Source organism: Cohnella sp. OV330 (assembly GCF_900112065.1).
Lineage (GTDB): Bacteria > Bacillota > Bacilli > Paenibacillales > Paenibacillaceae > Cohnella.
Window position 1 is genome coordinate 36,388 of record NZ_FOKE01000018.1, and the last position, 25,188, is coordinate 61,575.

General features: G+C 60.5%; 23 protein-coding genes, 1 pseudogene and 1 other annotated feature. Of the genes and pseudogenes, 2 read left to right on the plus strand and 22 right to left on the minus strand.

Annotated features, from left to right (window positions below):
* Positions 1-2: 2 nt before the first annotated feature.
* The 22 genes from BM235_RS29905 to BM235_RS30010 form a co-directional block, all read right to left on the minus strand.
* Positions 3-881: an ATP-binding cassette domain-containing protein gene (locus BM235_RS29905; protein WP_090117926.1), complete on the minus strand. Its 879-nt coding sequence runs from the start codon at positions 879-881 to the stop codon at positions 3-5.
* 341 nt (positions 882-1,222) lie between these two features.
* Complete coding sequence (locus BM235_RS29910) at positions 1,223-1,534, minus strand: hypothetical protein (RefSeq protein ID WP_090117927.1); 312 nt, start codon at positions 1,532-1,534, stop codon at positions 1,223-1,225.
* Between the two features lie 245 nt (positions 1,535-1,779).
* Positions 1,780-5,397, minus strand: a complete 3,618-nt coding sequence (gene rpoC, locus BM235_RS29915; protein ID WP_090117928.1) for a DNA-directed RNA polymerase subunit beta' — start codon at positions 5,395-5,397, stop codon at positions 1,780-1,782.
* A gap of 140 nt (positions 5,398-5,537) precedes the next feature.
* On the minus strand, positions 5,538-9,080 hold the full coding sequence (gene rpoB, locus BM235_RS29920) for a DNA-directed RNA polymerase subunit beta (protein WP_090117929.1): 3,543 nt from the start codon (positions 9,078-9,080) through the stop codon (positions 5,538-5,540).
* 472 nt (positions 9,081-9,552) lie between these two features.
* Positions 9,553-10,158 carry a class I SAM-dependent methyltransferase gene (locus BM235_RS29925; RefSeq protein ID WP_090117930.1) on the minus strand — a complete coding sequence of 202 codons (606 nt, stop codon included), beginning with the start codon at positions 10,156-10,158 and terminating at the stop codon, positions 9,553-9,555.
* Between the two features lie 85 nt (positions 10,159-10,243).
* Positions 10,244-10,603 carry a 50S ribosomal protein L7/L12 gene (gene rplL, locus BM235_RS29930; RefSeq protein ID WP_090117931.1) on the minus strand — a complete coding sequence of 120 codons (360 nt, stop codon included), beginning with the start codon at positions 10,601-10,603 and terminating at the stop codon, positions 10,244-10,246.
* A 76-nt stretch (positions 10,604-10,679) separates the two neighbouring features.
* On the minus strand, positions 10,680-11,183 hold the full coding sequence (gene rplJ, locus BM235_RS29935) for a 50S ribosomal protein L10 (protein ID WP_090117932.1): 504 nt from the start codon (positions 11,181-11,183) through the stop codon (positions 10,680-10,682).
* A gap of 64 nt (positions 11,184-11,247) precedes the next feature.
* Positions 11,248-11,408, minus strand: a sequence feature (ribosomal protein L10 leader region).
* 49 nt (positions 11,409-11,457) lie between these two features.
* A complete protein-coding gene (gene rplA, locus BM235_RS29940) occupies positions 11,458-12,153 on the minus strand; it encodes a 50S ribosomal protein L1 (RefSeq protein WP_090117933.1) in 696 nt (231 codons plus the stop codon).
* 108 nt (positions 12,154-12,261) lie between these two features.
* Positions 12,262-12,687 carry a 50S ribosomal protein L11 gene (gene rplK / locus BM235_RS29945; protein WP_090117934.1) on the minus strand — a complete coding sequence of 142 codons (426 nt, stop codon included), beginning with the start codon at positions 12,685-12,687 and terminating at the stop codon, positions 12,262-12,264.
* Between the two features lie 109 nt (positions 12,688-12,796).
* Positions 12,797-13,330 carry a transcription termination/antitermination protein NusG gene (gene nusG, locus BM235_RS29950; RefSeq protein WP_090117935.1) on the minus strand — a complete coding sequence of 178 codons (534 nt, stop codon included), beginning with the start codon at positions 13,328-13,330 and terminating at the stop codon, positions 12,797-12,799.
* A 26-nt stretch (positions 13,331-13,356) separates the two neighbouring features.
* Positions 13,357-13,566, minus strand: a complete 210-nt coding sequence (gene secE / locus BM235_RS29955; RefSeq protein WP_090117936.1) for a preprotein translocase subunit SecE — start codon at positions 13,564-13,566, stop codon at positions 13,357-13,359.
* A 20-nt stretch (positions 13,567-13,586) separates the two neighbouring features.
* On the minus strand, positions 13,587-13,736 hold the full coding sequence (gene rpmG, locus BM235_RS29960; protein ID WP_090117937.1) for a 50S ribosomal protein L33: 150 nt from the start codon (positions 13,734-13,736) through the stop codon (positions 13,587-13,589).
* A gap of 382 nt (positions 13,737-14,118) precedes the next feature.
* Positions 14,119-14,769 carry an RNA polymerase sporulation sigma factor SigH gene (gene sigH / locus BM235_RS29965; protein ID WP_090117938.1) on the minus strand — a complete coding sequence of 217 codons (651 nt, stop codon included), beginning with the start codon at positions 14,767-14,769 and terminating at the stop codon, positions 14,119-14,121.
* A gap of 233 nt (positions 14,770-15,002) precedes the next feature.
* A complete protein-coding gene (locus BM235_RS29970) occupies positions 15,003-15,554 on the minus strand; it encodes an NYN domain-containing protein (RefSeq protein ID WP_090117939.1) in 552 nt (183 codons plus the stop codon).
* Positions 15,541-16,344: a 23S rRNA (guanosine(2251)-2'-O)-methyltransferase RlmB gene (gene rlmB / locus BM235_RS29975; RefSeq protein WP_090117964.1), complete on the minus strand. Its 804-nt coding sequence runs from the start codon at positions 16,342-16,344 to the stop codon at positions 15,541-15,543. The genes BM235_RS29970 and rlmB overlap by 14 nt, the downstream gene beginning before the upstream one ends.
* 383 nt (positions 16,345-16,727) lie before the next feature.
* Positions 16,728-17,186: a Mini-ribonuclease 3 gene (locus BM235_RS29980; protein WP_090117940.1), complete on the minus strand. Its 459-nt coding sequence runs from the start codon at positions 17,184-17,186 to the stop codon at positions 16,728-16,730.
* Complete coding sequence (gene cysS, locus BM235_RS29985; RefSeq protein ID WP_090117941.1) at positions 17,183-18,586, minus strand: cysteine--tRNA ligase; 1,404 nt, start codon at positions 18,584-18,586, stop codon at positions 17,183-17,185. Before cysS ends, BM235_RS29980 begins: the two co-directional genes overlap by 4 nt.
* 6 nt (positions 18,587-18,592) lie before the next feature.
* On the minus strand, positions 18,593-19,408 hold the full coding sequence (gene cysE / locus BM235_RS29990; protein ID WP_090117942.1) for a serine O-acetyltransferase: 816 nt from the start codon (positions 19,406-19,408) through the stop codon (positions 18,593-18,595).
* Positions 19,409-20,298: 890 nt separating this feature from the next.
* Positions 20,299-21,792 (minus strand): glutamate--tRNA ligase, encoded by a 1,494-nt coding sequence (gltX, locus tag BM235_RS29995; protein WP_090117943.1) that lies wholly within the window; start codon positions 21,790-21,792, stop codon positions 20,299-20,301.
* Positions 21,793-21,817: 25 nt separating this feature from the next.
* Positions 21,818-22,297, minus strand: coding sequence for a 2-C-methyl-D-erythritol 2,4-cyclodiphosphate synthase (gene ispF / locus BM235_RS30000; protein ID WP_090117944.1), 480 nt, complete (start codon positions 22,295-22,297; stop codon positions 21,818-21,820).
* Entirely contained in the window at positions 22,294-22,998 is a 705-nt protein-coding gene (gene ispD / locus BM235_RS30005) for a 2-C-methyl-D-erythritol 4-phosphate cytidylyltransferase (RefSeq protein WP_090117945.1), read from the minus strand. Before ispD ends, ispF begins: the two co-directional genes overlap by 4 nt.
* A 165-nt stretch (positions 22,999-23,163) precedes the next feature.
* Positions 23,164-24,270 carry a PIN/TRAM domain-containing protein gene (locus BM235_RS30010; RefSeq protein WP_177244303.1) on the minus strand — a complete coding sequence of 369 codons (1,107 nt, stop codon included), beginning with the start codon at positions 24,268-24,270 and terminating at the stop codon, positions 23,164-23,166.
* A 239-nt stretch (positions 24,271-24,509) separates the two neighbouring features.
* On the opposite strand from BM235_RS30010, the pseudogene BM235_RS33035 reads away from it, so the two are divergent.
* Together BM235_RS33035 and BM235_RS30020 are read left to right on the plus strand one after the other, a co-directional pair.
* A pseudogene (locus BM235_RS33035) lies at positions 24,510-24,599 on the plus strand (hypothetical protein); the annotation flags it as partial.
* Positions 24,600-24,728: 129 nt separating this feature from the next.
* Positions 24,729-25,124: a DUF1573 domain-containing protein gene (locus BM235_RS30020; protein ID WP_090117946.1), complete on the plus strand. Its 396-nt coding sequence runs from the start codon at positions 24,729-24,731 to the stop codon at positions 25,122-25,124.
* Positions 25,125-25,188 lie beyond the last annotated feature (64 nt).

Genomic DNA, 25,188 nt, shown 5'->3' on the forward strand with positions numbered 1-25,188 from the left:
CTTTACACCATCCTCCCCGAACCTATCGTGACCGAATCGACGGAGGCTCCGGCCTCCAACAGTTCCCTCAGCAGCGCATCGCTGCTCGCAGGCTCGATCCAGTAAACGGCATGCCGTCGTTCCTTCCGGTATTGCATTATCCCCGGCCAACTTGCGAACGCCTTCGCGACCTCGCCTCGTCCCTCCGGCCATTGGCAGACGATTCGGCGCCAGCGCTTCCCAACCATCGCGTCAGCCGTCGCCGCGATCGATTGGATCCGTCCTTCCGAGATCGTCACGACGCGCTCCGCCCATGGGCCGATCATCGCTTTCTCGTGGCTCGCCGCGACGATGGCCGTCCCTTTCTGCTTCAAGCTCAGCAGCATCGAAGCAAGCGCGCCTTGCGCTTCTTCGTCCAGACCGCCGATCGGCTCGTCCAACAAGAGCAGCTCGGGATCGCCCAGCAGCGCTTGCACGAGATTCACTTTTTGCAGCATGCCCTTCGAGAAAAACCTCATCTGCTGCCCCGTCCTGTCCCGCAGGTCGACCAGTTGGAGCAGCTCCTCGATTCTCCTCGTCCGCGTCGCAGCCTCCAGCCCTCGAAGGGCGCCCATATGGTTCAAATATTCGCGAGCCGTGAATTTGAGCTTTGGTAGATGGTCGGGCGCATAACCGATGACGAGGCTGCCGCCTTCGCCCGATCCGATCGTTTCTCGCTTGCCGGACGAGAGCGCGGAGAGCCCCGCCATCATTTTAAGCAACGTGCTTTTGCCAGAGCCGTTCGGCCCGGTAACCGCCACCGTCTCTCCCCTGCTCATCTCCAAGGAAATGCGGTTCAGCACCGTTTTACCTTTATACTGCTTGCTCGCCTGCACGAGACGGAGGATGACGTCCGGATTCATGGCCCTTCACTCCCGTTCTTTAACGGACATTTATATTAATACTATTAAAATTAAAGTCCGTTTCACAATGCGATTATTCACAATCGAGGCGAGTTTATCCCGAGCTTGTGGGCAGTTTGGGGAAATAATGGCGTTATTTCATGCTATTCTCACTTATTCACAGGCGAATAGCGCGGCAACTCGCTATCCCCCCGTGGACAATTCGCACGAACTAGCGCTATCCACATGTGGACAAGCGGTTTGCACGCCAAAAAGCCCGTCCTCTCGCTTCATAAACAAGGAGCGGACAGGTCTTAAAGGACGATAAAGCGAAACGAGCGACGCACAATCTCTTGCGGCGTTTAGAAAGCGTCGAGAAAAAAGGTGACGTAGACGGCGACCAGCACCCAAATCACCGGGACGAAGCCCCACCACAGCGCTCCTTTGAACTTGCGTTTGTGATAGAGCACCCAACTTACGGCAATGCTGACGATCAAAGCGATCGGATAAGCCCAGACGAAGACGATGATCGCGATCGGCCAAGCGGCCATAACGGAGTCCGGGGAATCGAAGATCATAAAGGACGTTAAAGCGACGATCAGCCAGGGAATGACAAGCAGAACAAAAATGAGCTGGCTAACGAGCAGCACCGCGGCTGCCTTCGGATTTTTCATGGCACCATCGGCCCCCTTAGTCCCCGCCTGCAAAACGCCGGCTTAGTCGGCTTCACTTCTTCCAACGCAGGGCTTTTCTAGAGTTTACCCGTTTTATTCGGTTTTCGTAAACACCGGGGCATTGGATCGGCCTGCTGCGAGGGAAAATACCGAATGCCTGCTCAAAATAGAAAAACTGCCGGGCAGCGTGCCCGGCAGTTGGCAATCCATGGCTTAAATGAAGCGTTCGGCCGATCGGAGGTACATTACTCCGCCGATACCGGCTCCAGCTCGGCTTCGTCCTCGTAACCTTCTTCGGTCGGATCGACGACGCGGATGTTGCGGTAGCGCGACATCCCCGTACCCGCCGGAATGAGCTTGCCGATAATGACATTCTCCTTCAGGCCGAGCAGGCGGTCGACCTTGCCCTTGATGGCTGCGTCGGTAAGGACGCGGGTCGTCTCTTGGAAGGACGCGGCCGAGAGGAACGAGTCGGTCTCGAGCGACGCCTTCGTGATGCCGAGCAGGACCGGACGCGCGACCGCAGGCTCGTTGCCTGCGAAGATCGCTTCGCGGTTCGCGGCTTCGTATTCGTGCACGTCGACGAAGGAGCCAGGCAGCAGCGTCGTGTCGCCCGGATCGACGATCCGGATTTTGCGAAGCATTTGCTTGATCATGACTTCGACGTGCTTGTCGTTGATTTCAACGCCTTGGTTCCGGTATACGCGTTGTACTTCTTGCAGAATGTAGTTCTGCACGCCGCGTACGCCCTTGATCCGGAGCATTTCCTTCGGATCGATCGAACCGTCGGTGAGCTCGTCGCCGGCTTCGATGTGAAGACCTTCGTAGACGCGGATACGGGAGCCGTAGGTGACGGGATATACCTTGGTCTCGGCATCCCCTTGCACTTCGATCTCGCGGCGATCCTTGGTCTCGCGAATTTCCTTGACGACGCCGTCGATCTCGGAGATGACCGCCTGGCCCTTCGGGTTCCGGGCTTCGAAAAGCTCCTGGATACGCGGAAGACCCTGGGTGATATCGTCTCCGGCAACGCCGCCGGTGTGGAATGTACGCATCGTCAGCTGGGTGCCCGGCTCGCCGATCGATTGGGCGGCGATGATGCCGACCGCTTCGCCGATCTCGACCTTCTTGCCCGTAGCCAGGTTGCGGCCATAGCACATCTTGCACACGCCGTGGCGCGCTCGGCAGCTCAGCACGGAGCGGATCTGCAGCTTCTGCACGCCGGCGCGGATCAGTTCTTCCGCCTTCGGCGTATCGATCAGATCGTTGCGGCCGACGATGATCTCGCCGGTCTCCGGATGACGGATCGTCTCGAACGCATAGCGTCCTTCGATCCGGTCGAACAGTTCCTCGATGACTTCCTTGCCGTCCTCGATGCGGCTGACGATGATGCCCTTGTCCGTGCCGCAATCTTCTTCGCGGACGATGACGTCCTGCGCGACGTCGACGAGACGGCGGGTCAGGTAGCCCGAGTCGGCGGTACGAAGCGCCGTATCGGCCAGACCTTTACGCGCGCCGTGCGTCGAGATGAAGTACTCGAGGACCGTCAGGCCTTCGCGGAAGTTCGACTTGATCGGGAGCTCGAAGATCCGGCCCGACGGCGTCGCCATCAGACCCCGCATACCGCCCAGCTGGGTGATCTGCGATTTGTTGCCCCGCGCCTTGGAGTCGACCATGAGCATGATGGAGTTGTAGCGATCCATCGACTTCATGAGCACTTCCGTGATCTCGTCCTTCGTCTTCGACCAGATGTCGATGACGCGGTCGTAGCGTTCGCTGTCCGTGATCAGGCCGCGGCGATACTGCGTCGTGATCGTCTTGACGGCTTCGTCGGACTTCTTCAGGATCTCGACCTTCTCGACAGGTACCGTAACGTCGGATACGGCAACCGTGATGCCGGCGCGAGTCGAGTAGGTAAAGCCGAGCTGCTTGATGTCGTCGAGAATGATCGACGTCTTCATCGTATGGTAGATGCGGAAGCACTCGCCGATGATATGGCCAAGATATTCTTTGCCTACTGCGCCAGGCGTCGGGATATCCTGCATGATCTGATCGAGATCCGCGCCCTTGTCATAAATGAAGTACTTCTCCGGCGTGCCCTTCAACAGATTGTCCTTGGTCGCCTCGTTGATGTACGGGAACGTATCCGGGAAAATCTCGTTGAAAATGATCTTGCCGATCGTCGTCACGAGCAGAGCGCCTTGCTGCTTCTCGTTAAACGTCTTCTTGTTCAATGCCTTGACCGGAATAACGACGCGCGCATGAAGGTCCGCTGCGCCGCGTTGGTACGCGGACACGGCTTCGTTCACTTCGGAGATGCGCATGCCTGCGCCGTGCGCGTCCTTGTTGTCCATCGTCAGGTAGTAGCAGCCGAGAACCATATCCTGCGAAGGCGTGACGACAGGCTTGCCGTCCTTCGGGTTCAGGATGTTGCCGGACGCCAGCATCAGCAAGCGAGCTTCGGCTTGAGCTTCGGCAGACAGCGGTACGTGCACGGCCATCTGGTCGCCGTCGAAGTCGGCGTTGTAAGCCGTACAGACGAGCGGGTGCAGCTTGATCGCGCGGCCTTCGACCAGGATCGGTTCGAATGCCTGGATGCCGAGTCGGTGAAGCGTAGGCGCACGGTTCAGCAGAACCGGGTGCTCCTTGATGACTTCTTCGAGCACGTCCCAGACTTCCGGGCTGACGCGTTCGACTTTGCGCTTCGCGCTCTTGATGTTGTGCGCCTGGCCCTTGAGCACGAGCTCCTTCATGACGAACGGCTTGAACAGCTCGAGCGCCATTTCCTTCGGCAGACCGCATTGGAACATCTTAAGGCTCGGACCTACGACGATAACCGAACGGCCCGAGTAGTCGACGCGCTTGCCGAGCAAGTTCTGACGGAAGCGGCCTTGCTTGCCCTTCAGCATATGGCTGAGGGACTTGAGCGGACGGTTGCCGGGACCCGTAACCGGACGGCCGCGGCGGCCGTTGTCGATCAGGGCGTCGACGGCTTCCTGGAGCATCCGCTTTTCGTTCTGGACGATGATGTCCGGCGCGCCCAGGTCGAGCAGACGCTTCAGACGGTTGTTCCGGTTGATGACGCGGCGGTACAGGTCGTTGAGGTCGGAGGTCGCGAAGCGGCCGCCGTCGAGCTGTACCATCGGACGAAGCTCCGGCGGGATGACCGGCAGCACGTCGAGGATCATCCAATCCGGCAGGTTGCCGGAATTGCGGAACGACTCGATGACTTCAAGGCGCTTGATCGCGCGGTTGCGGCGCTGGCCTTGAGCCGTGCGAAGCTCTTCCTTCAGCATGTCGAGTTCGCGGTCGAGATCGATGTCTTGCAGCAGCTTCTTCACCGCTTCGGCGCCCATGCCGGCGCTGAACGCGTAGCCGTACTTCTCGCGGTAGCTGCGGTATTCCTTCTCGGACAGGAGCTGCTTCTTTTCAAGCGGCGTGTCTCCCGGATCCGTCACGACGTACGACGCGAAGTAGATGATCTCTTCGAGCGAACGCGGCGACATGTCGAGGGCGAGACCCATGCGGCTCGGGATGCCTTTGAAGTACCAGATATGCGAAACCGGAGCGGCGAGCTCGATATGGCCCATGCGCTCGCGGCGGACCTTGGCGCGGGTGACTTCGACGCCGCAGCGGTCGCACACGACGCCCTTGTAACGGACGCGCTTGTACTTGCCGCAGTGGCATTCCCAGTCCTTGGTCGGCCCGAAAATCTTTTCGCAGAACAGGCCTTCCTTCTCCGGCTTCAAGGTACGGTAGTTAATCGTCTCGGGCTTCTTGACTTCGCCTCTGGACCAAGAACGGATCTTGTCCGGGGAAGCCAGCCCGATCTTCATAAACTCAAAATTGTTAACGTCTAACAAGGAGCAAGCCCTCCTTCATCGTGGCTCGGATTACGTTGCGATTGACGAACGGTCGTGATGATATTCAAGTATCCACGTCGGCGATGCGCCGGCCGGAAGCCGCGCGCCCAGCGCGCGTTCCGGTCGGGTGCACGACGATCTTACTCGGCGCTGACTTCGGAGCCTTCCAGGTTCAAGTTCAGCTTGTCGCCGGTCGTATCGTCCTCGTCGTCGATCTCTTTCATCTCGATCTCCTGCTCGTCGCCCGACAGAATCTTCACGTCCATGCCAAGGCTCTGAAGCTCCTTGATCAAGACCTTGAACGATTCCGGCACGCCCGGCTCAGGGACATTCTCGCCCTTGACGATCGATTCGTACGTCTTCACGCGGCCGACGACGTCGTCGGACTTCACGGTCAGAATTTCTTGGAGCGTATAAGCGGCGCCGTAAGCTTCGAGCGCCCAAACTTCCATTTCCCCGAAGCGCTGGCCGCCGAATTGGGCTTTACCGCCCAACGGCTGCTGCGTGACGAGCGAGTACGGGCCCGTGGAGCGCGCATGGATCTTGTCGTCGACCATGTGCGCGAGCTTGATCATGTACAGAACGCCGACGGTGACTTCGCGCTCGAACGGTTCGCCCGTGCGGCCGTCGTACAGCTTCGTCTTGCCGTTGCGCTGCATGCCGGCTTCTTCCATCGTGTCGAACACGTCGTGCTCGCGCGCGCCGTCGAATACCGGCGTCGCGGCGCGAATGCCAAGGTAACGGCAAGCCATGCCGAGGTGAACCTCGAGCACTTGGCCGATGTTCATCCGCGATGGTACGCCCAGCGGGTTCAGAACGACCTGAACCGGCGTGCCGTCCGGCAGGAACGGCATGTCTTCCTCAGGCAGGATGCGCGCGATAACGCCCTTGTTGCCATGGCGTCCGGCCATTTTGTCGCCTTCGGAGATCTTCCGCTTTTGCGCGATATAAGCGCGCACCAGCTGGTTGACGCCCGGCGGCAACTCGTCGCCGTTTTCCCGCGTGAACACTTTGACGTCGACGACGATGCCGTCGGTACCATGCGGTACGCGGAGCGAAGTGTCGCGCACTTCGCGCGCCTTCTCGCCGAAGATTGCGTGCAGGAGTCGCTCTTCCGCGGTCAGCTCGGTGACGCCCTTCGGCGTGACCTTGCCGACGAGGATGTCGCCCGCGCTGATCTCGGCGCCGACGCGGATGATGCCGCGCTCGTCGAGATTGCGTAGCGCGTCTTCGCCGACGTTCGGGATGTCGCGCGTGATCTCTTCCGGCCCGAGCTTCGTATCGCGCGCTTCGGACTCGTATTCCTCAATATGAATCGAGGTGTAGACGTCTTCTCTCACGAGCTTCTCGGAGAGCAGGATCGCATCCTCGTAGTTGTAGCCTTCCCACGTCATGAACGCGACGACGACGTTGCGTCCGAGCGCCAATTCGCCGGTATCCGTGGACGGACCGTCGGCAAGGATGTCGCCCTTCTTGACGATGTCGCCCTTGCGGCAGATCGGGCGCTGGTTGATGCAAGTGCCTTGGTTCGAACGCATGAACTTCTGCAGCTTGAACTTGATGACGTCGCCCTTGACTTCCTTGCCGTCGAGCAGCTCGATGCGGCGCAGCCAGATCTCGTTGGCCGTGACGCGCTCGATGACGCCGTCGTGCTTGGAGACGATGCATACGCCCGAGTCCTTGGCAGCCTTGTGCTCCATGCCCGTGCCGACGTACGGCGAATCCGGCACGAGCAGCGGCACCGCTTGACGCTGCATGTTCGAACCCATCAGCGCGCGGTTGGAGTCATCGTTCTCGAGGAACGGAATCATCGCGGTCGCGACGGATACGACTTGCTTCGGCGAAACGTCCATGTAGTCGACCCGATCGCTCGGCATCGTCAGGATGTTGTCCGCCTGCTTGTTGTAACGAACGATGACCATATCGTCGGCGAACTTGCCCTCTTCGGTGAGCTGGGCGTTCGCTTGGGCGATGATGTAGTTGTCCTCTTCGTCGGCCGTCATATAGACGATCTCTTCGGTAACGATGCCCGTGCTGTGATCGACCTTGCGGTACGGAGCCTCGATGAAGCCGTACTCGTTGATCCGCGCGAACGTGGACAGCGAGTTGATCAGACCGATGTTCGGACCTTCGGGCGTCTCGATCGGACACATGCGGCCGTAGTGGGACGGATGAACGTCGCGCACTTCGAAGCCCGCGCGTTCCCGCGTCAGACCGCCCGGGCCGAGCGCGGACAGACGGCGCTTGTGCGTCAGCTCTGCAAGCGGGTTCGTCTGGTCCATAAACTGCGACAGCTGGGACGAGCCGAAGAACTCTTTGATCGCCGCGATGACCGGACGAATGTTGATCAGCGCCTGCGGCGTGATCGCGTTCTGGTCCTGGATCGACATCCGCTCGCGCACGACGCGCTCCATCCGGGACAAGCCGATGCGGAACTGGTTCTGCAGCAGTTCGCCGACCGAACGCAGACGACGGTTGCCCAAGTGGTCGATATCGTCGGTGCTGCCGATGCCGTGCAGCAGATCGATGAAGTAGTTAATGGACGAAATGATGTCCGCCGGCGTGATGTGCTTCACCGACTTGTCGATGATGCCGTTGGAAATGATCTTGACGACCTTGCCTTCCTCGACCGGCGAGTGTACGAGAATGCTCTGCAGCGGGATGTCTTCAGCTTCGTTGACGCCCGTTACGCGGTAGTTCTTGAAGCCGACGTTCTTCTCTAGCATCGGGAGGATCTGGTCGAGCAGACGGCGATCGATGACCTGTCCCGATTCGGCGATAATCTCGCCGGTCGACGGATCGACGAGCGTCTCCGCGAGACGCTGGTTGAACAGACGGTTTTTAATATGAAGCTTCTTGTTGATCTTGTAGCGGCCGACGTTAGCCAGATCGTAGCGCTTCGGATCGAAGAAGCGGGCGATAAGCAGGCTGCGCGCATTTTCCAGCGTCGGGGGTTCGCCCGGACGCAGGCGCTCGTAGATCTCGATCAACGCCTTCTCGGTGGAGTCGGTGTTGTCCTTCTCGAGCGTATTGCGGATGAACTCGTCCTGACCGAGCAAGTCCAGAATCTCGGCGTCCATGCCGAATCCGAGTGCGCGAAGCAGCACGGTTACCGGAATCTTGCGCGTGCGGTCGATACGTACGTAGATGATGTCCTTGGCGTCCGTCTCGAGCTCGAGCCAAGCGCCGCGGTTCGGAATGACCGTCGCGGTATACGTCTTCTTGCCGTTCTTGTCGATCTTGGTGCTGTAGTAGACGCTAGGCGAACGCACCAATTGGCTGACGATGACGCGCTCTGCGCCGTTGATGATGAAGGTACCGGTCTCCGTCATAAGCGGGAAGTCGCCCATGAACACTTCCTGTTCCTTGACTTCGCCCGTCTCCTTGTTGAGAAGGCGAACCTTGACGCGCAGCGGAGCCGCGTAAGTCACGTCGCGCTCCTTGGAATCGTCAACCGAATACTTCGGCTCTCCAAGGCTGTAATCGACGAACTCGAGCACGAGGTTGCCCGTGAAGTCCGAGATCGGAGAAATGTCCTGGAAGATCTCGCGCAGCCCGTCGTCCAGAAACTTCTGGTACGATTGCTGCTGGATCTCGATCAGGTTCGGAATGTCCAGCACCTCATGAATGCGGGCATAACTGCGCCTGGTGCGGCGACCATACTGAACAAGATGTCCTGCCAACTTATCCTCACCCCTTCAGTCTACTGTGAAGCATATGGTAGCGGAGCGAGATCCTCTCTCCAGCACTAGCAGAGGCAGCCGTCCCGCGGGGAACCCTACGGTATGATAAAACGCGGAAAGTGGGTAAAATAGCAGCGGGAGGACGCAATAAGCGCAATGTGCATGCAAAATCACAGCGGCAAACAAATAAAAGCCCCTATGCCCCAAACGGAGGCACAATGGCACTCGTATCCAGCCCATTCACCCAATATACGCCAATCGGCGTATTTTTATTCCTCTGAATGGCGCTAATCGAATAACTTCTCCACATACAGACAACTAGCCCATCTTAAATCTGACATCTTCTTATAGTAACACAAGCGCCTATGTAGGTCAAACGCCATTTTCAGAAGATGAAAAGATACTTGCGACGCGCGCTTAGGCACTTACTACGGCAGCGGCCATGCTTCGTCGCGAAGGCCGCTTTACCGTCTTACGCCTTGATCGCCCGGTACACGCGATAGCCTTTATCCTTACCGGCTTCGGTCACCTGATCTTCGCCGAAGCAGGCTTCGAGCTTGGCTCTCGCGCTCGGCGCGCCTTGCTTGGTCTGAATGACGATCCAGAGCGATCCGCCGGGATTCAAGTGCGAGACCGCTTCTTCGAGAATGCGGTGCACGACCGCCTTGCCTGCCCGAATCGGCGGATTGGACAAGATGACATCGAACGTCCGGCCGCCTACCGCCTCGTATAGATCGCTGACTTGAATGTCCACGTTGCCGATGCCGTTGAGCGCGGCATTTTCGCGGCTCAGCGCAACGGCCCGTTCGTTCACGTCCAGCATCGTTACATGTCCTCGCGGCACCAGGCGGGCCGCCGTCAGTCCGATCGGGCCGTAGCCGCAGCCGACGTCAAGCACGCGGTCTTGCTGCCCCAGCTCGATATGCTCGACGAGCACTCGGCTGCCGTAGTCCACCCCGTCCCGCGAGAACACGCCGGAGTCGGAGACGAACTGAAGCTTCTGCCCCCGCAGCTCGGCCTCGATTTTTTTGCGGTCGCTGCGCGCGCTGGGCTGCTGCGAATAGTAATGATCAGCCATCTCCTCGTCCCCTCTCATGCACAAACATGCACAAACCCCTCGAAGGCAAGCTTCAAGGGGTTCGCGATTCGATTGTTAAGCCAAATTACTTAACTTCGACCTTAGCGCCGGCTTCTTCGAGCTTAGCCTTAACAGCGTCAGCTTCGTCCTTAGCCACTTTTTCTTTAACAGCTTTAGGAGCGTTGTCAACAACGTCCTTCGCTTCCTTCAGGCCGAGACCCGTGATTTCGCGAACAACCTTGATGACGTTGATCTTGGAAGCGCCAGCTTCGAGCAGGATAACGTCGAATTCAGTTTGCTCTTCAACTTCAGCTACTGCAACTGCGCCAGCTGCAACAGGTGCAGCGGCAGTTACGCCGAATTCTTCTTCGATTGCCTTGACCAGGTCGTTCAGTTCCAGGACGCTCATGCCTTTGATGGCTTCCAAGATGGACTCTTTGCTCATGGTAGTACCTCCGTTAAATTAGATGATTTGTTGGTGAAAATTCAATTCGCGCGCCCCGAGGAACGAGGCGTTCGACTTATGCGCTTGCTTCGTTCTTTTCCGCGACTGCCTTGACGGCGAGCGCGAAGTTGCGGATCGGCGCTTGCAGGACGCTGAGGAGCATGGAGAGCAAACCTTCGCGGGAAGGCAGGTCAGCCAGCGCCTTGACTTGAACGGCGTCGATAAAGCGACCTTCGATAACGCCGCCTTTCAGCTTAAGCGCATCGTTCTTCTTCGCGAAGTCGTTCAGGATCTTCGCGGCGGCAACGACGTCCGTAGAGCTGAACGCTACAGCGGTAGGACCCGTCAGAACGGCATCCAGCTCGCTAAGCTCGACGCTAGCCGCAGCGCGGCTGACAAGCGAGTTCTTCAATACTTGGAACTCGATGCCGGCTTCGCGCAGACGCTTGCGCAGTTCGGTGACTTGAGCGACGTTCAGGCCGCGGTAATCGGCAACAACCGTGCTCGCGCTGGACTTCAGCTTGGCAGCGATCGCTTCGACTTCCTGCTGCTTGGCTTCGATAATCTTTGCATTTGCCATTTGGTACACCTCCTGGTCGTAGGACTTCACCGTATCGATCGTCTATAAGGCTTATCGCCTTCACGAAGGCATTAAAAATGCCCCCACAGACATCGCGGAGGCATGACGTTACATTAATCTTACGCATCCCTGCCAGGCAAGGACGGTAACGAATGTATGCACACACCTCGGTAGGAAATTAAGCCTCGCGGCACCTACGGTCTACGGTATCAATATTCAACTTGATTAAAGTAACACGTCCATACTCAGTCTGTCAACCGCCAGAAGCTGGCGATTAGAGACGGTACGCCGAAACGTTCAGACGCGCGCCTGGGCCCATCGTCGAGGAGATCGAGATGTTCTTCAGGTATACGCCTTTCGCAGCGGATGGCTTGGCGCGGTTCAGCGCGTCGACCAGGGCCTTCAGGTTGTCGGCGAGCTTCGCCGAATCGAAGGATACCTTGCCGATCGGAGCGTGAATCTGACCTGCCTTGTCCAGACGGTACTCGATCTTACCGGCCTTGATCTCTTGGACGGCTTTGGTCACGTCGTTCGTAACCGTGCCGGCCTTCGGGTTAGGCATGAGGCCCTTACCGCCGAGGATACGGCCGAGCTTGCCGACTTCGCTCATCATATCCGGCGTCGCTACGCAGACGTCGAATTCGAACCAGCCCTGCTGGATCTTGTTGATGAGGTCCGTGTCGCCGACATAGTCAGCGCCAGCGGCTTCGGCTTCTTTGAGCTTGTCGCCCTTGGCGAATACAAGCACGCGCTGGGTCTTGCCCGTGCCGTGAGGCAGGACGACGACGCCGCGTACGCTCTGGTCTTGCTTTCTCGGATCGACGCCGAGACGGACGGCTACTTCGACGGACTCGTCGAACTTAGCCTTGGCCGCTTGCTTCACAAGCTCGATCGCTTCGGCAGCTTCATAAGTTGCGTCGCGGTCGATCAGCTTAGCGGCTTCTTGGTACTTCTTGCCGTGCTTAGCCATGTAATTCTCCTCCTTGTGTGGTAGTAACGGAAGTCTCCTCCCACTTCGCCCTTCGTCCCAAGGACGGTCCGAAGCGCGATCGCGATCCCTATATCAGGTCCGCTGTAATTAGTCTTCGATGACGACGCCCATGCTGCGCGCCGTACCTTCGACCATACGCATAGCCGCTTCGACGGAAGCCGCGTTGAGATCCTGCATCTTCTGCTCGGCGATCTCGCGAACCTTCGCGCGCTTAACGGTAGCGACCTTCTTCTTGTTCGGCTCGCCGGATCCCTTCGGGATGCCAGCAGCGACGCGAAGCAATACTGCCGCAGGCGGCGTCTTCGTCTCGAACGTGAAGGAACGGTCTTCGAATACGGTGATGACGACCGGAATGATCAGGCCGGCTTGGTCAGCCGTACGCGCGTTGAATTCCTTACAGAAGGCCATGATATTAACGCCTGCTTGACCCAGTGCGGGACCGATAGGCGGCGCAGGGTTAGCCTTGCCGGCCGGCACCTGCAGCTTGACCATTTTAATGACCTTTTTTGCCATGTTTGTTGCACCTCCAGCTCAAAATGCGGTATAACGGGATGCTTGGTCCCTCCCGCTCAAATCCAGAAACCTGCGAGCGGCGGCGCGAACGCCCCCATTCGCCAGACTATTATATCTTCTCCACCTGAGTGTAATCCAGCTCAAGCGGGGTTTCTCTGCCGAACATGTTGACGTGCACCTTCAGCTTGCTCTTGTCGTGAAGGATCTCTTCGACCGACCCGACGAAGTTCGCGAAGGGGCCGACCTTGACGCGGACATTCTCCTTCAATTCGAAGTCGATGACCGGCTTCGGTTCCTCCATGCCCATGTGTTTCAGAATCTGATCCACTTCTTCGGGCAGCAGGGCCGTAGGCTTCGATCCCGATCCGGTCGATCCGACAAACCCGGTGACGCCGGGCGTATTGCGGACCACGTACCAGGAATCGTCCGTCTGAACCATCTCGACGAGGACGTAGCCCGGATACACCTTGCGCATCACGGTCTTTTTCTTGCCGTCCTTGTTGACGAGTTCTTCCTCCATGGGCACGAGCACGCGAAAAATCTTGTCCTGCATGCCCATCGATTCCACGCGCTTCTCCAGGTTCGTCTTAACCTTGTTCTCGTAACCGGAGTACGTGTGTACTACATACCATCTTTTTTCCATCGGAAAAGCCACCTTTGGGTTCCGCGTTAAATGACGAGGTCGATCAAGCGCGAAATGATGACGTCCAGCACCCAGAAGTAAATAGTTACGATCACGACTGTCACGATCACGACGAGCGTGTAGCTGATCAACTCTTTACGTTTGGGCCAGCGGACCTTCTTCAGTTCACTCCAACTATCGGCAAAGAACGAAGTAAAGGACCCAAAGCTCTGTTTCATTTTGGCCAGGAAAGTCACGTCCCAAAACCTCCTAGAGCTTAGCGCGTTTCGCGATGAGCCGTGTGCTCATTGCAGAACTTGCAGAACTTCTTCAGTTCGATGCGATCGGAGTGCGTGCGCTTGTTCTTGGTCGTCGCATAATTCCGCTGCTTGCAGTTCGTGCAAGCGAGAGTGATGATTACCCGCATCTGTTCCACCTCCCGGGCTGTGCCAGATCACAAAAAAAAAGACATTGAATCCGGGTTAATACGCCTAAGCCGTTACGTACGACAACGACACCTGGCGTATCACACCATATTCAGGGCTGCGCATAAAACTCCACCTTAAGGTTACTAAAGTAATTTATCATAGCCCATAGGCAATGTCAACGAGAAAGCTTGACAATCGTGTACGGGCGCCAGGCTCGGGACGTTATTAAGACTCTGCGGCCACAGAGCTCTCTACTATTCTAGCCAAGCGTGTACGTCCTCTAAACCCGGCGTGCGCATCGACCGTAAAAACGAAAAAAGCAGCCTGCCCTCCGGCGCTGCCTCTGTACGCTCCTATATGTAGCTGACGGCTTCGGTCAATCTACAGACCGATATCTCTGACCTCCAGGTATCGCTCCAGCTTGCGCTTCACGCGCTGAAGCGCATTGTCGATGGACTTGACGTGGCGGTCGAGATCGACGGCGATCTCCTGGTAGGAGCGCCCGTCCAAATAGAGCATCAGTACCTTGCGCTCCAGATCGCTCAGAATCTCGGACATCTTGTCCTCGAGACCGTAGAACTCCTCCTGGTTGATGATCATCTCCTCGGGATCGCAGACGCGCGAGCCGCAGATGACGTCCAGCAGCGTACGGTCGGAGTCCTCGTCGTAGATCGGCTTGTCCAGGGATACGTAGGAGTTGAGCGGGATATGCTTCTGCCGGGTCGCGGTCTTGATCGCGGTGATGATCTGGCGCGTGATGCACAGCTCCGCGAACGCCTTGAAGGAGGCCAGCTTGTCCCCCTTGAAGTCGCGGATCGACTTGTAAAGGCCGATCATGCCCTCTTGCACGATGTCCTCGCGCTCCGCGCCGATCAAAAAATAAGAACGGGCCTTCGCCCGGACGAAATTGCGATACTTATTGATCAGATACTCCAGTGCATCGGAATCGCCCGCGCGTACCGACTCTACGATATCCTCGTCGGTCTTGAAGTCGTAATCATATGTTGCAAGCTCGTTCACGTCGACGCTCACGGGTTCATCCCTCCGGCTTCAAGACATTCCAGGATACGCACTGGATCTACCTACCAAACTATTACCAATATACTTGATGTACCCCATAGCGTCAATGAAGAAAACCCTTATAATTCAAGGCTTCCGGGGAATGCGGACATTTGTTTGCCTTTTGGCGAACGGACTTGCAGCCTATATCGGGCGCAACGATCGCCCGGGCGGCGGCGGGAGACTGGTCCCGCTTGACTCCCGGCCTAGGACTTGCCGCCCGAATCGTCGGACGCACGCTCGCCCCGGCGCCACTGCTCCAAGACCCGCGCCACGTCGTCGCTCAGCACCCCACCCAGCGGATTGCGCTTGGGCGGCGGCGCCTTGCGGATCGTCTTGCCGATCTCGCGCCGGCTCTCTTCCACCGCGAGCAGCAGCTCGCGCGCGGACAGCCGCAGCGCGCCGCGCCCGAACGCCACGTGCTGCTCGGTCTGGTCGGAAGTGGCGACGTAGACGTCCCTCCGCACCGACGTCACCTCGCCGACGAGCCGCTCGATGCATTCGTCGGCCGTTTCTTTCTCTCGGGTGTACACGACGCCGAGCCGATGCTGCTTGAGCTTCGCGCCGGCGCCGGGCACGCGGAACGCGTCGAATACGACGACGACCTTCAGTCCCAGATAACCCTGGTAATCCGCCAGCATGTCGAGCAGCCTGTCCCGCGCGTCCTCGAGCCGGGTCGCCTTCAAGCGGTCCAACTCGGGCCACGCGCCGATCATGTTATAGCCGTCGACGATGAGGACGTCCTCACGGCGAAGCATGGCCGCCCTTGCCCGGACCGCCGCCGCGCTTCGCGAGCCGCTGACGCACGGCTTCGTAGAGGATGATGCCCGCGGCGACCGAAGCGTTGAGCGAGTTAAGCTTGCCGAACATCGGCAGGGAGATCAGAAAATCGCATTTCTCGCGGATCAGGCGGGACAAGCCCTTGCCCTCGCTGCCGATGACGATCGCGATCGGTCCGGTCAGGTCCGTCGCGTAGACGTCGGCCTTCGCCTCGCCCGCCGCGCCGGCGATCCAGACGCCGGCTTCCTTCAGCCGGTCGATCGTCTGCGCCAGGTTGGACACCCGCGCGACGGGCACGTACTCGACCGCGCCTGCGCTCGTCTTGGCGACGACGGCCGTAAGGCTCGCGCTGCGACGCTTAGGCACGATGACGCCATGGGCGCCCGTGCAGTCGACCGACCGCAGGATAGAGCCGAGATTGTGCGGATCTTCGACCTCGTCGAGCAGCACGATGAGCGGCGCCTCGCCGCGCTCGGCCGCCCGGGCGAGCAGCTCTTCCGGCTCGGCGTACGATACCGCCGCCGCCTGCGCCACCACCCCCTGGTGCTGAATGCCGGGCGCCAGGCTGTCCAGCTTGCGCTTGTCGGCATACTGCACGACGACGCCGCGGCCCTTGGCTTCCTCCAGAATCGGCTGAACGAGATTTTTCTGCGCCTGGTTCGAGAGCCAGATCTTGTTCAGCGCGCGGCCCGCCTTAAGCGCCTCGAGCACCGGATGCTTGCCGGCCAGGTACTGCTCGCCTTCGTCGTCCGCCTCGTCCGCAGACAAGGCATCGGCCGCTTCGTCCTCAAATGCCGAGACGCGCGCACGCGTCTCGCGCTCGGCTGCATCGGCTTCATGCCGGCGGGCTTGCACCGGCTGTCCGGCTCCGCCCCTGCGGTCCGCCGCGAAGCCGGGCTTGTAGCCGCCTCCGGCGGGCTTGCGCCCGCCCCCCGCAGACGGCCTGTCCGCTGCGCGCCGATCGGCCGGCCGCCCTTCGTCCCGCCCGATCGAGCGGCCTTCCGCCTGTCGGCGTCCGTCCCGTCCCACTGCGCCCGTCCCGCCGTAAGCGGTCGGCCCGCCGGCGCCCCGCCCCGGACGTTCCGCTTTCCCCGGTCCTCCCGGGCGATTGCCGCGATTGCTGCTCATGTCGTCTCTTCCTTTCGCCCGGGTCAAGCCGACCCCTCCGGCTTCGTTTCTTCAGGTTCGAAGGCCAGCCCGATTAACTTCTCGAGCCGTTCCCGCTCCCCTCGGTAATACAAATAGCCGACCAGCGACTCCAAACCGGTCGCGTGGCGGTAATCGCCCGGATCCGCATTGCGCGGAGGCGATCCCGACTTCGCGTTGCGGCCGCGCCTCGCGATGTCGGCCTCTTCCTCCGTCAGCAGCGGCGCCCAGCGAGCCAGCAGCCGCGCCTGCGCGGCGGCAGACACGTACCGGGTAGCGGCCTTATGCAGCTCGTGCGGCTTGCGCGACGCGGAAGCGATCAGCCGCTGGCGGATATACACCTCGAACACCGCGTCGCCGACGTAAGCGAGCACGATCGGATTAAGCAGGTTGACCGGCTGGTCCGGCGGCAGCTCCGGCGCGATGACCGGAGGCGGCGGCACGTTCGTGCGAAGCTCCGTCATTTCCGGCGCCACCGCATCCCTTGGGCCGTATCCTCGAGGACGATCCCCTTGTCCGCCAACAGGTCGCGAATCTCGTCCGCCCTCGCGAAGTCGCGACGCTTGCGCGCGTCGGCGCGCTCGGCGATCAGGCTGTCGATCTCCCCGTCCAGCAGCTCCGCGCCCGCCTCCGGCGGCAGCAGTCCGAGTACCCGGTCGAACTCCGCGATGAGTTCCAAATACGCGTGAATGTCCGCCGCGCAGGCCGCGTCGCGCTTCAGGTAAGTATTGGCGTCGGACACCGTCTGGAACCACACCGTGATCGCGTCGGCCGTATTGAAGTCGTCGTCCATCTTGGCGTCGAACGACGCCCGGAACTGCGCGAGCCGCGGCGCCACCGAAGGATCGGCCGGCACGAGCTCGGAGACGGAGGACAGGCGATGCTTCAGGTTGTCCCGAGCGTTGGCGAGGCGCTGCACGCTGTTTTCGCCTTGGGCGACCGATTCCTCGCTGAAATTGATCGGGCTCCGGTAGTGGCCGGTCAGCATGATATAACGGATCGCCTGGGCGCTCGTCTTCTGCAGCAGCTCGCGCGGGTTGACCACGTTGCCGATGGATTTTGACATCTTTTCGTTGTCGATGTTGACGAAGCCGTTGTGCATCCAATAGCGCGCCAGCGGCTTGCCCGTCAGCGCCTCCGACTGCGCGATCTCGCACTCGTGGTGCGGGAACTGCAGATCGTTGCCGCCGCCGTGGATGTCGAGCGTCTCGCCCGCGTACTTGAGCACCATCGCCGAGCACTCGATGTGCCAGCCCGGACGTCCTTCGCCCCACGGGCTGCTCCAGCTGATCTCGCCGGGCTTGGCCGCCTTCCAGAGGACGAAGTCCTGCGGCGCTTCCTTGCGCTCGTCGACCTCGATCCGGATGCCGTACTGCAGATCCGCGAGGTTTTTGTGCGACAGCTTGCCGTAGTCGGGGAATCGCGCGGTCCGGTAATAGACGTCTCCGCCGCTCTCGTAGGCGTAGCCTTTTTCCTCAAGCGTCCGGATAAAAGAAATAATCTCCGGAATCGTGTCCGTCACCCGCGGATTCTGCGTGGCCGGAACGACGCCAAGGGCGGTCGTATCCTCGATGAACGCCTGAATAAAGCGCTCGCCGAGCTCGGGTACCGTGATGCCCATCTCATCGGCGCGCCGGATCATTTTGTCGTCGACGTCGGTGAAGTTGGTCAGGTAATTGACCTTGTAGCCGATATGCTCCATGTAGCGGCGCACGACGTCGAAGAAGATGACGGGGCGCGCGTTCCCGATATGAATATACCCGTATACGGTCGGTCCGCATACGTACATCGTGACTTGGCCGGGCTGCTGGGGCACGAATTCTTCGGCCTCGCGGGTCAGCGTATTGTAAATGCGAAGGGTCATGGTCGATTATGGCTCCTTTGAGGTTCTTGAACGGGCGGAAGAATAAACGGGTTCTGCTTGGCGCTCGCGGTCTTCCCCCGGGGCGGCATCGCCTTCGGGCGGCTCGCCGTCGCCGCTGTCGGCGGACGAGTCGCATTTGGCTTTGAGCTCGAGCGGCGGCGGATCGAAGTAACCGCTGCGTTCCCGCTTCAGGTGCTCCAGCTCGCCTTTGAGATCGTCGATCTCCTTTTGCATGAAGCGGAACGTCTCGATGACCGGGTCCGGCAGGTTCGTATGGTCGAGGCGATCGCCGATCCGCTGGCCGCCCCGCTTCACGACGCGTCCCGGAATGCCGACGACCGTGCTGTCCGGCGGCACCTCGCGGAGCACGACCGAGTTCGCGCCTATATTGGAATTGTCGCCCACTTTGAACGAACCCAATACTTTGGCGCCCGAAGCGATGACGACGCGGTTGCCGATCGTCGGGTGGCGCTTGCCTTTTTCCTTGCCGGTCCCGCCGAGCGTCACGCCTTGGTAGATGACGACCTCGTCCCCGATCTCGCAGGTCTCCCCGATGACGACGCCCATCCCGTGGTCGATGAACAGCTTGCGGCCGATCTTCGCGCCGGGGTGGATCTCGATGCCGGTCATGAACCGGCTCACTTGCGAGATGACGCGCGCCGCGGTGAACCATCTTCTCTTGAAAAAGCCGTGCGCGATTTTGTGCGCCCAGATGGCGTGCAGCCCCGAATACGTGAAGATGACCTCGAACCGGCTCCGGGCCGCCGGATCGTTTTCGAACACCGCTTCTACGTCGGAACGCACCGTCTCCCAGAAGCCCATGTTCTTCCCCCCTTGAAGTGTGCTGCCATAATTACAGAAGGATGCGAATCGTTCGCGGGAGCTGCGCGGCGACATGCCTTACGCAAAAAAGACGCCTCGGCAGCTCTCGCTGCAGAGGCGTCTTCGGACGCGGTCCCACTCTGCTTGGGCGACCGGCGCTCTTGCTCTTCCAGCAAGGCGCGGCGAATCGCCCGTCTCATTCGGCCGTTAACGGGGCCCCCCGGCAACGCCTAACGCAAGCTAGCCAGCCGGCCGATTCGACGGGATCGAATCGGCGACGTCCGGCGCTTCGCTCGGCGCTGCGGCTCCCAGGCGCATTTCCCCCACGTCGGATACGAGACTGCTCTCACCCTAGACAGTCCTCTCTGGCCGATCCTTGTCGTGGCGTACTCTCCTGTTCGTCGCTATTACAGCAAGTATAGTGCAACGTCCGGCAGGTGGCAAGGGGCTCGGGCGGGCTAAGGCGGAAGGTTTGTCTGTCGGGCGAGAAGACGGCAAAAAACGGCCGATGTCTAATTGGGGAACAGAATGGCGGTGAAGGCCTCTATTCCTCCAGCGCGCGCTTTCCCAGCACAAATAACGGCGCAGATGACCTTTATTCCTCCAGCATGCGCTCTCCCGAGATAAATAACGGCGGTGAAGACCGCTGTTCCTCCAGCGAGCGCTCTTCCAGCACAAATAACGGCGCAAATGACCGTTATTCCTCCAGCATGCGCTCTTCCACCACAAATAACGGCAGTGGCGACCGTTATCCCCCGCCGCCGCACGCTCCCAAACCAAATAGCGGCCCGTCGGGCCGCTATTGTTTGTCACGCTATTTCACCATAATCGCGCCTTCTATCTGCACGCAGAACTCTCTTCCCCGCGCCCCACCTGCCCCGTTCCAGGGCTCAGCCGAGCGAAGCGGCCGTCTCCCGCAGCCGCGAGAGCACGCGGTCGCGCCCGAGCAGCCAGATCGTGCCGTTCAGGTCCGGCCCGTGCATCTGGCCGGTCAGCGCCACCCGGATCGGCATGAACAGGCCTTTGCCCTTGGCGCCGGTCTCCGTCTGCACCGCCTTGATGAGCGCCTTCATACCTTCAACCGTGAAGCCCTCTTCGCCGGCGGCTTCGATCTGTCCCGCGAACGCGTTCAGCACCGTCGGCACCTGCGGATCTGCCAGCACTTCGCGCGCCTCGTCGTCGACTTCGATCCGCTCGCGGACGAACAGCTCGGACAGCGGCACGATCTCCGCGCCATAGCGCAGATGCTCGCGCAGCAGCGTCACGAGCGCCGCAGCCCAAGTCATCTCCCGCTCGTCAGGCTGCTCGGCGATGCGGCCCGCCTTTTTCAGGTGCGGCAGGCACAGCTCGAGCAGACGCTCGGGCGATACGCTTTTCAGATAATGCTGGTTGATCCAGTTGAGCTTCACCGTATCGAACACGGCCGGGCTCTTGGACAGCCGCTCCGCCTTGAAGATCTCGATGAACTGCTCGCGGGTGAAGATCTCCTCTTCGCCTTCCGGCGACCAGCCCAGCAGCGTGATGAAGTTAAACAGCGCCTCCGGCAAGTAGCCGAGACCGTCGTACTGCTCGATGAACTGGACGATCGACTCGTCGCGCTTGGACAGCTTCTTGCGGCTCTCGTTAACGATGAGAGTCATATGGCCGAACACCGGCGGTTCCCAGTCGAACGCCTCGTAGATCATGAGCTGGCGCGGCGTGTTCGTGATGTGGTCCTCGCCCCGCAGCACGTGGCTGATCGCCATCAGGTGATCGTCCACCGCTACAGCGTAGTTGTACGTCGGGATGCCGTCGCGCTTGACGATGACGAAGTCGCCGAAATCCTCGGAACGGAACGTGATCTCGCCTTTGACCAGATCGTCGAAGGTATACGTGCGGCCTTCCGGCACGCGAAAACGAATCGCCGGAATGCGCCCCTCCGCGATCAGCCGCTCCTCGTGCTCCTTCGTAATATCGCGGTACTTGCCCGAGTACGCCGGCGTCTCGCCGCGCGCCAACTGCTCCTCGCGCTCCGCTTCGAGCTCTTCCTCGGTCGCGTAGCAGCGGTAAGCGAGTCCGCGCTCCAGCAGCTGCTTGGTATACGCGTCGTAAATGTGCAGACGTTCGGTCTGCCGGTACGGCCCGTAATCCCCGTTATCCCCATGCCGGTCCACGCTCTCGTCCCAATCGACGCCGAGCCACTTGAGATAGGTCAGCTGGCTCTCCTCGCCGCCCGCGACGTTGCGCTTGACGTCGGTGTCCTCGATGCGGATGATGAAGTCCCCGCCGTGATGGCGAGCGAATAAGTAATTGAAAATAGCGGTGCGCGCGTTGCCGATATGCAGATGCCCCGTCGGGCTCGGCGCGTAGCGAACCCTGACCTTGCCGGATTGTCCGTTGCTCATGTCCATGCTCCTCCCGTTCCCGTCCTTATGCTTCCTTCGCGAGCAAGACGACCGCTTGCGCGGCGATGCCCTCTCCCCGGCCCGTGAAGCCGAGCCGCTCCGAGGTCGTCGCCTTCACGTTCACTTGATCGGCATTCGCGCCGAGCGCGCGCGCGATCACGTCGACCATCGCGGGAATATGCGGCGCCATCTTGGGCGCCTGGGCGATGATCGTCGCGTCTACGTTGCCGAGCCGGTAGCCGCGCTCCGTCGCGAGCGCCCATACCCGTTCGAGCAGCACGACGCTGTCCGCGTCCTTGAAGGCCTCGTCCGTGTCGGGAAAATGCTTGCCGATGTCGCCGAGCGCCAACGCCCCGAGCACCGCGTCGCTGATCGCATGCAGCAGCACGTCGGCGTCGGAATGGCCCAGCAGTCCCTTTTCATATGGAATGTTCACGCCGCCGATGATGCATGCGCGCCCTTCCGTCAACTGATGCACGTCAAAGCCTTGTCCGACTCTAATCATCCGTTTCGCTCCAATCCGTCGCGCCGGCGCCGTGCCAGCAGCAATTCAGCGATGGGCAGGTCCTCCGGCGTCGTTATTTTCAAGTTGGAATAATCGCTCTCCACGATGGCCACCTGGCGGCCGAGCCGCTCCAGCAGCATCGCGTCGTCCGTCGCCTGCGCGCCTTCGCGGCGCGCGCGCTCGTGGGCGTCCATCAGCTCCGCGCGGCGGAACGCCTGCGGCGTCTGGACCGCCCACAGCAGGCTCCGCTCCGGCGTCGACACGATCATGCCGCCGCCGTCCGACAGCTTGATCGTGTCCTTGACCGGCACCGCCAGCGCCGCTGCGCCGCTCGCCTCCGCCGCGGCGCAGCAGGCCGCGATCCGCTCCGGCGTCACGAGCGGCCGCGCCGCGTCGTGGACGAGCGCGCCTTCGGCACGCAGCGCGGCCAGGCCGGCGTACACGCTGTCCTGCCGCTCGGCGCCGCCGGGGATGACGGCCGTCAGCTTGCGGATGCCGTGCTCGCGCGCGAGCGCCTCGGCCAGCGCTTCTTCGCCGGCAGCCGCCACGATCACGATCTCGCTCACCGCGGCGCAAGCTTCGAACGCCCCGAGCGTATGCGCCAGCACCGGACGCCCGTCCAGCGGCAGATACGCCTTGTTCATGCCGGCGCCCATGCGCTTGCCGCTTCCCGCCGCGACGATGACCGCTCCCCAATCCATGTCCATGCCCTCTTTCGCCTTGGCATGATCGCGGACAAGCGTCCCCAAAAAACGCCGTCCGCAATCGTGAAGAAGGACGGGACCCCAGCGGGTCCCGCCCGTATACCCTTCCATCATACCCGGTCGGCGTTCATTTTCCAAGAGGGCGTGACAAGCCCTCCCATTTTACAAAGCCCGCTCCAGCAGCTTCGGCTTCGCGAAGATCATCCGTCCCGCAGACGTCTGCAGCACGCTCGTGACGAGCACCTCCATCGTCGTGCCGATGAAGTCGCGCCCGCCCTCCACCACGATCATCGTGCCGTCGTCGAGGTACGCGACGCCTTGCCCGTGCTCCTTGCCGTCCTTGATGACCTGCACGACGATCTCCTCGCCCGGCAGCACGACCGGCTTCACGGCGTTCGCCAGATCGTTGATGTTCAATACGGATACGCCCTGCAGCTCGCAAACCTTGTTCAAGTTGAAGTCGTTGGTGACGACCTTGCCGCGCATCGCCTTCGCGAGCTTCACCAGGCGGCTGTCGACCTCGCCGGTCTCGTCGCCCGGATCCTCGTAGATGAGCACCTTCACGTCCAGTTCCTTTTGAATCTTGTTCAGGATGTCGAGCCCCCGGCGGCCGCGGTTGCGCTTGAGCAGATCGGACGAATCCGCGATATGCTGAAGCTCTTCCAGCACGAACTCGGGAATGACCAGCGTGCCTTCGATGAAGCCCGTCTTGCAGATGTCGGCGATGCGGCCGTCTATAATGACGCTCGTATCCAAAATCTTATGCTCCTCGAACCTCGGCGCGTCTTCCGCCGCCGGCTCCGGCTTGCGCCGGTCGGCGCCCCAGCCCGCCACTTCCTCCTGCTTGCGCAGGCCGATATGCGTCCCGGCGTACGCGAACGCCAGCGCCGTCGCCGCGGAGAGCAGCGCGCCTACGCGCGGCACCGCGCCGAGATAAGGCATAAGCAGCATCGCAAGGACGAGACCCGTGCCGCCGCCCGCCAGCCCGGCGATCAGCTGCGTGGCGGGCATCCCCGCGAGCCGGTCGACGCTCCTGCGCAGCAGCTCCGAGAGCGGTCCCGCGCAAGCCGTCGCGACGAGCAGCCCCAACGCGGCGCCGATCCAAGTCGCGTATGCGCCGATTCCGCCGCCGTAAGCCGCCGTGCCGAGCGCGTCGCCCATCCAGGACGCGCGGCCGCCGCCGGACGCGCCCGCGGAAGACGCGAATCCTTGTCCGATCGCTAGCCCGGCGAGCAGCCCGAAGGCTTGTATCAATCGTTTCATCAACATAAGTATCACTCCCAAGAATAACCTGATTTGCTACCAGTATGGTCCAATTCCGGCCGGCTTAATCCTGTCCCGGGCGAACTTGAGAGGGAGAAAAACGTAATTTTAAAGTTCATGCTCCGTTCATCGTCGCGAGGTAAGCTGGCGCTGATTATCTCCTTGCAAGACCTCTGGATTCAAGCATGAAAGGACTTATATATTATTCAGAGGAGCGTGCCCTTTGAACAGGGGCGAAAGGCGCGGTCGCGGCGGTCGCGGAAGCCGGTCTTATGGAAGGCAGGGATAATCATTCGTTCGACGCGAAGGCGGGCCTGACCCGCGGGGAGCGCTGACCTGGTCGTCCGTCTTCCGGACATTCTGAAAAAGGCTTAATTCTCCTGACGCAACGCTTTGTAATACCCGTGCCCTTGCTCTATAATGAGTTCTAAGCAACGCCAATACGGGCAACCGAGGTGGATGGAATGAGCGCGCCAACACTGCAGGAATTTCAGGAGCAGGTGTCTGAGCTTTTGCTACGTCACCGCAGCTTGCTGGATGTCATGACCAAGTACAGTCAGTCGAACGCTTCGGTCAACCGGGCTGTGTCCAAGTCCATCACCGAATGCGGATGCATCGAGCTGAGCGCCAAGCAACAGGGCTTCTCCCCCGATCTGGAACTGGACGAGGCCAAGCGCCAGACCAAGTCCCACATGACGGGCGAGCTCTGCGAGCAATGCGCCGACATCATTCGTTCCGAGATGGGCAAGAACCTGTTCTATCTGTCCGCTTATTGCAATCTGCTTGGCGTCAACCTGGACGAAGTCGTTACCAAGGAATCGGAAAAGTGCAGCACGCTCGGCTGGTTTAACCTGACCTAGTTCAGGACGAACGTCGCGTCAAACTAAAAAAGCCGTCCCGACGCCGATATGGCGAAGGACGGCT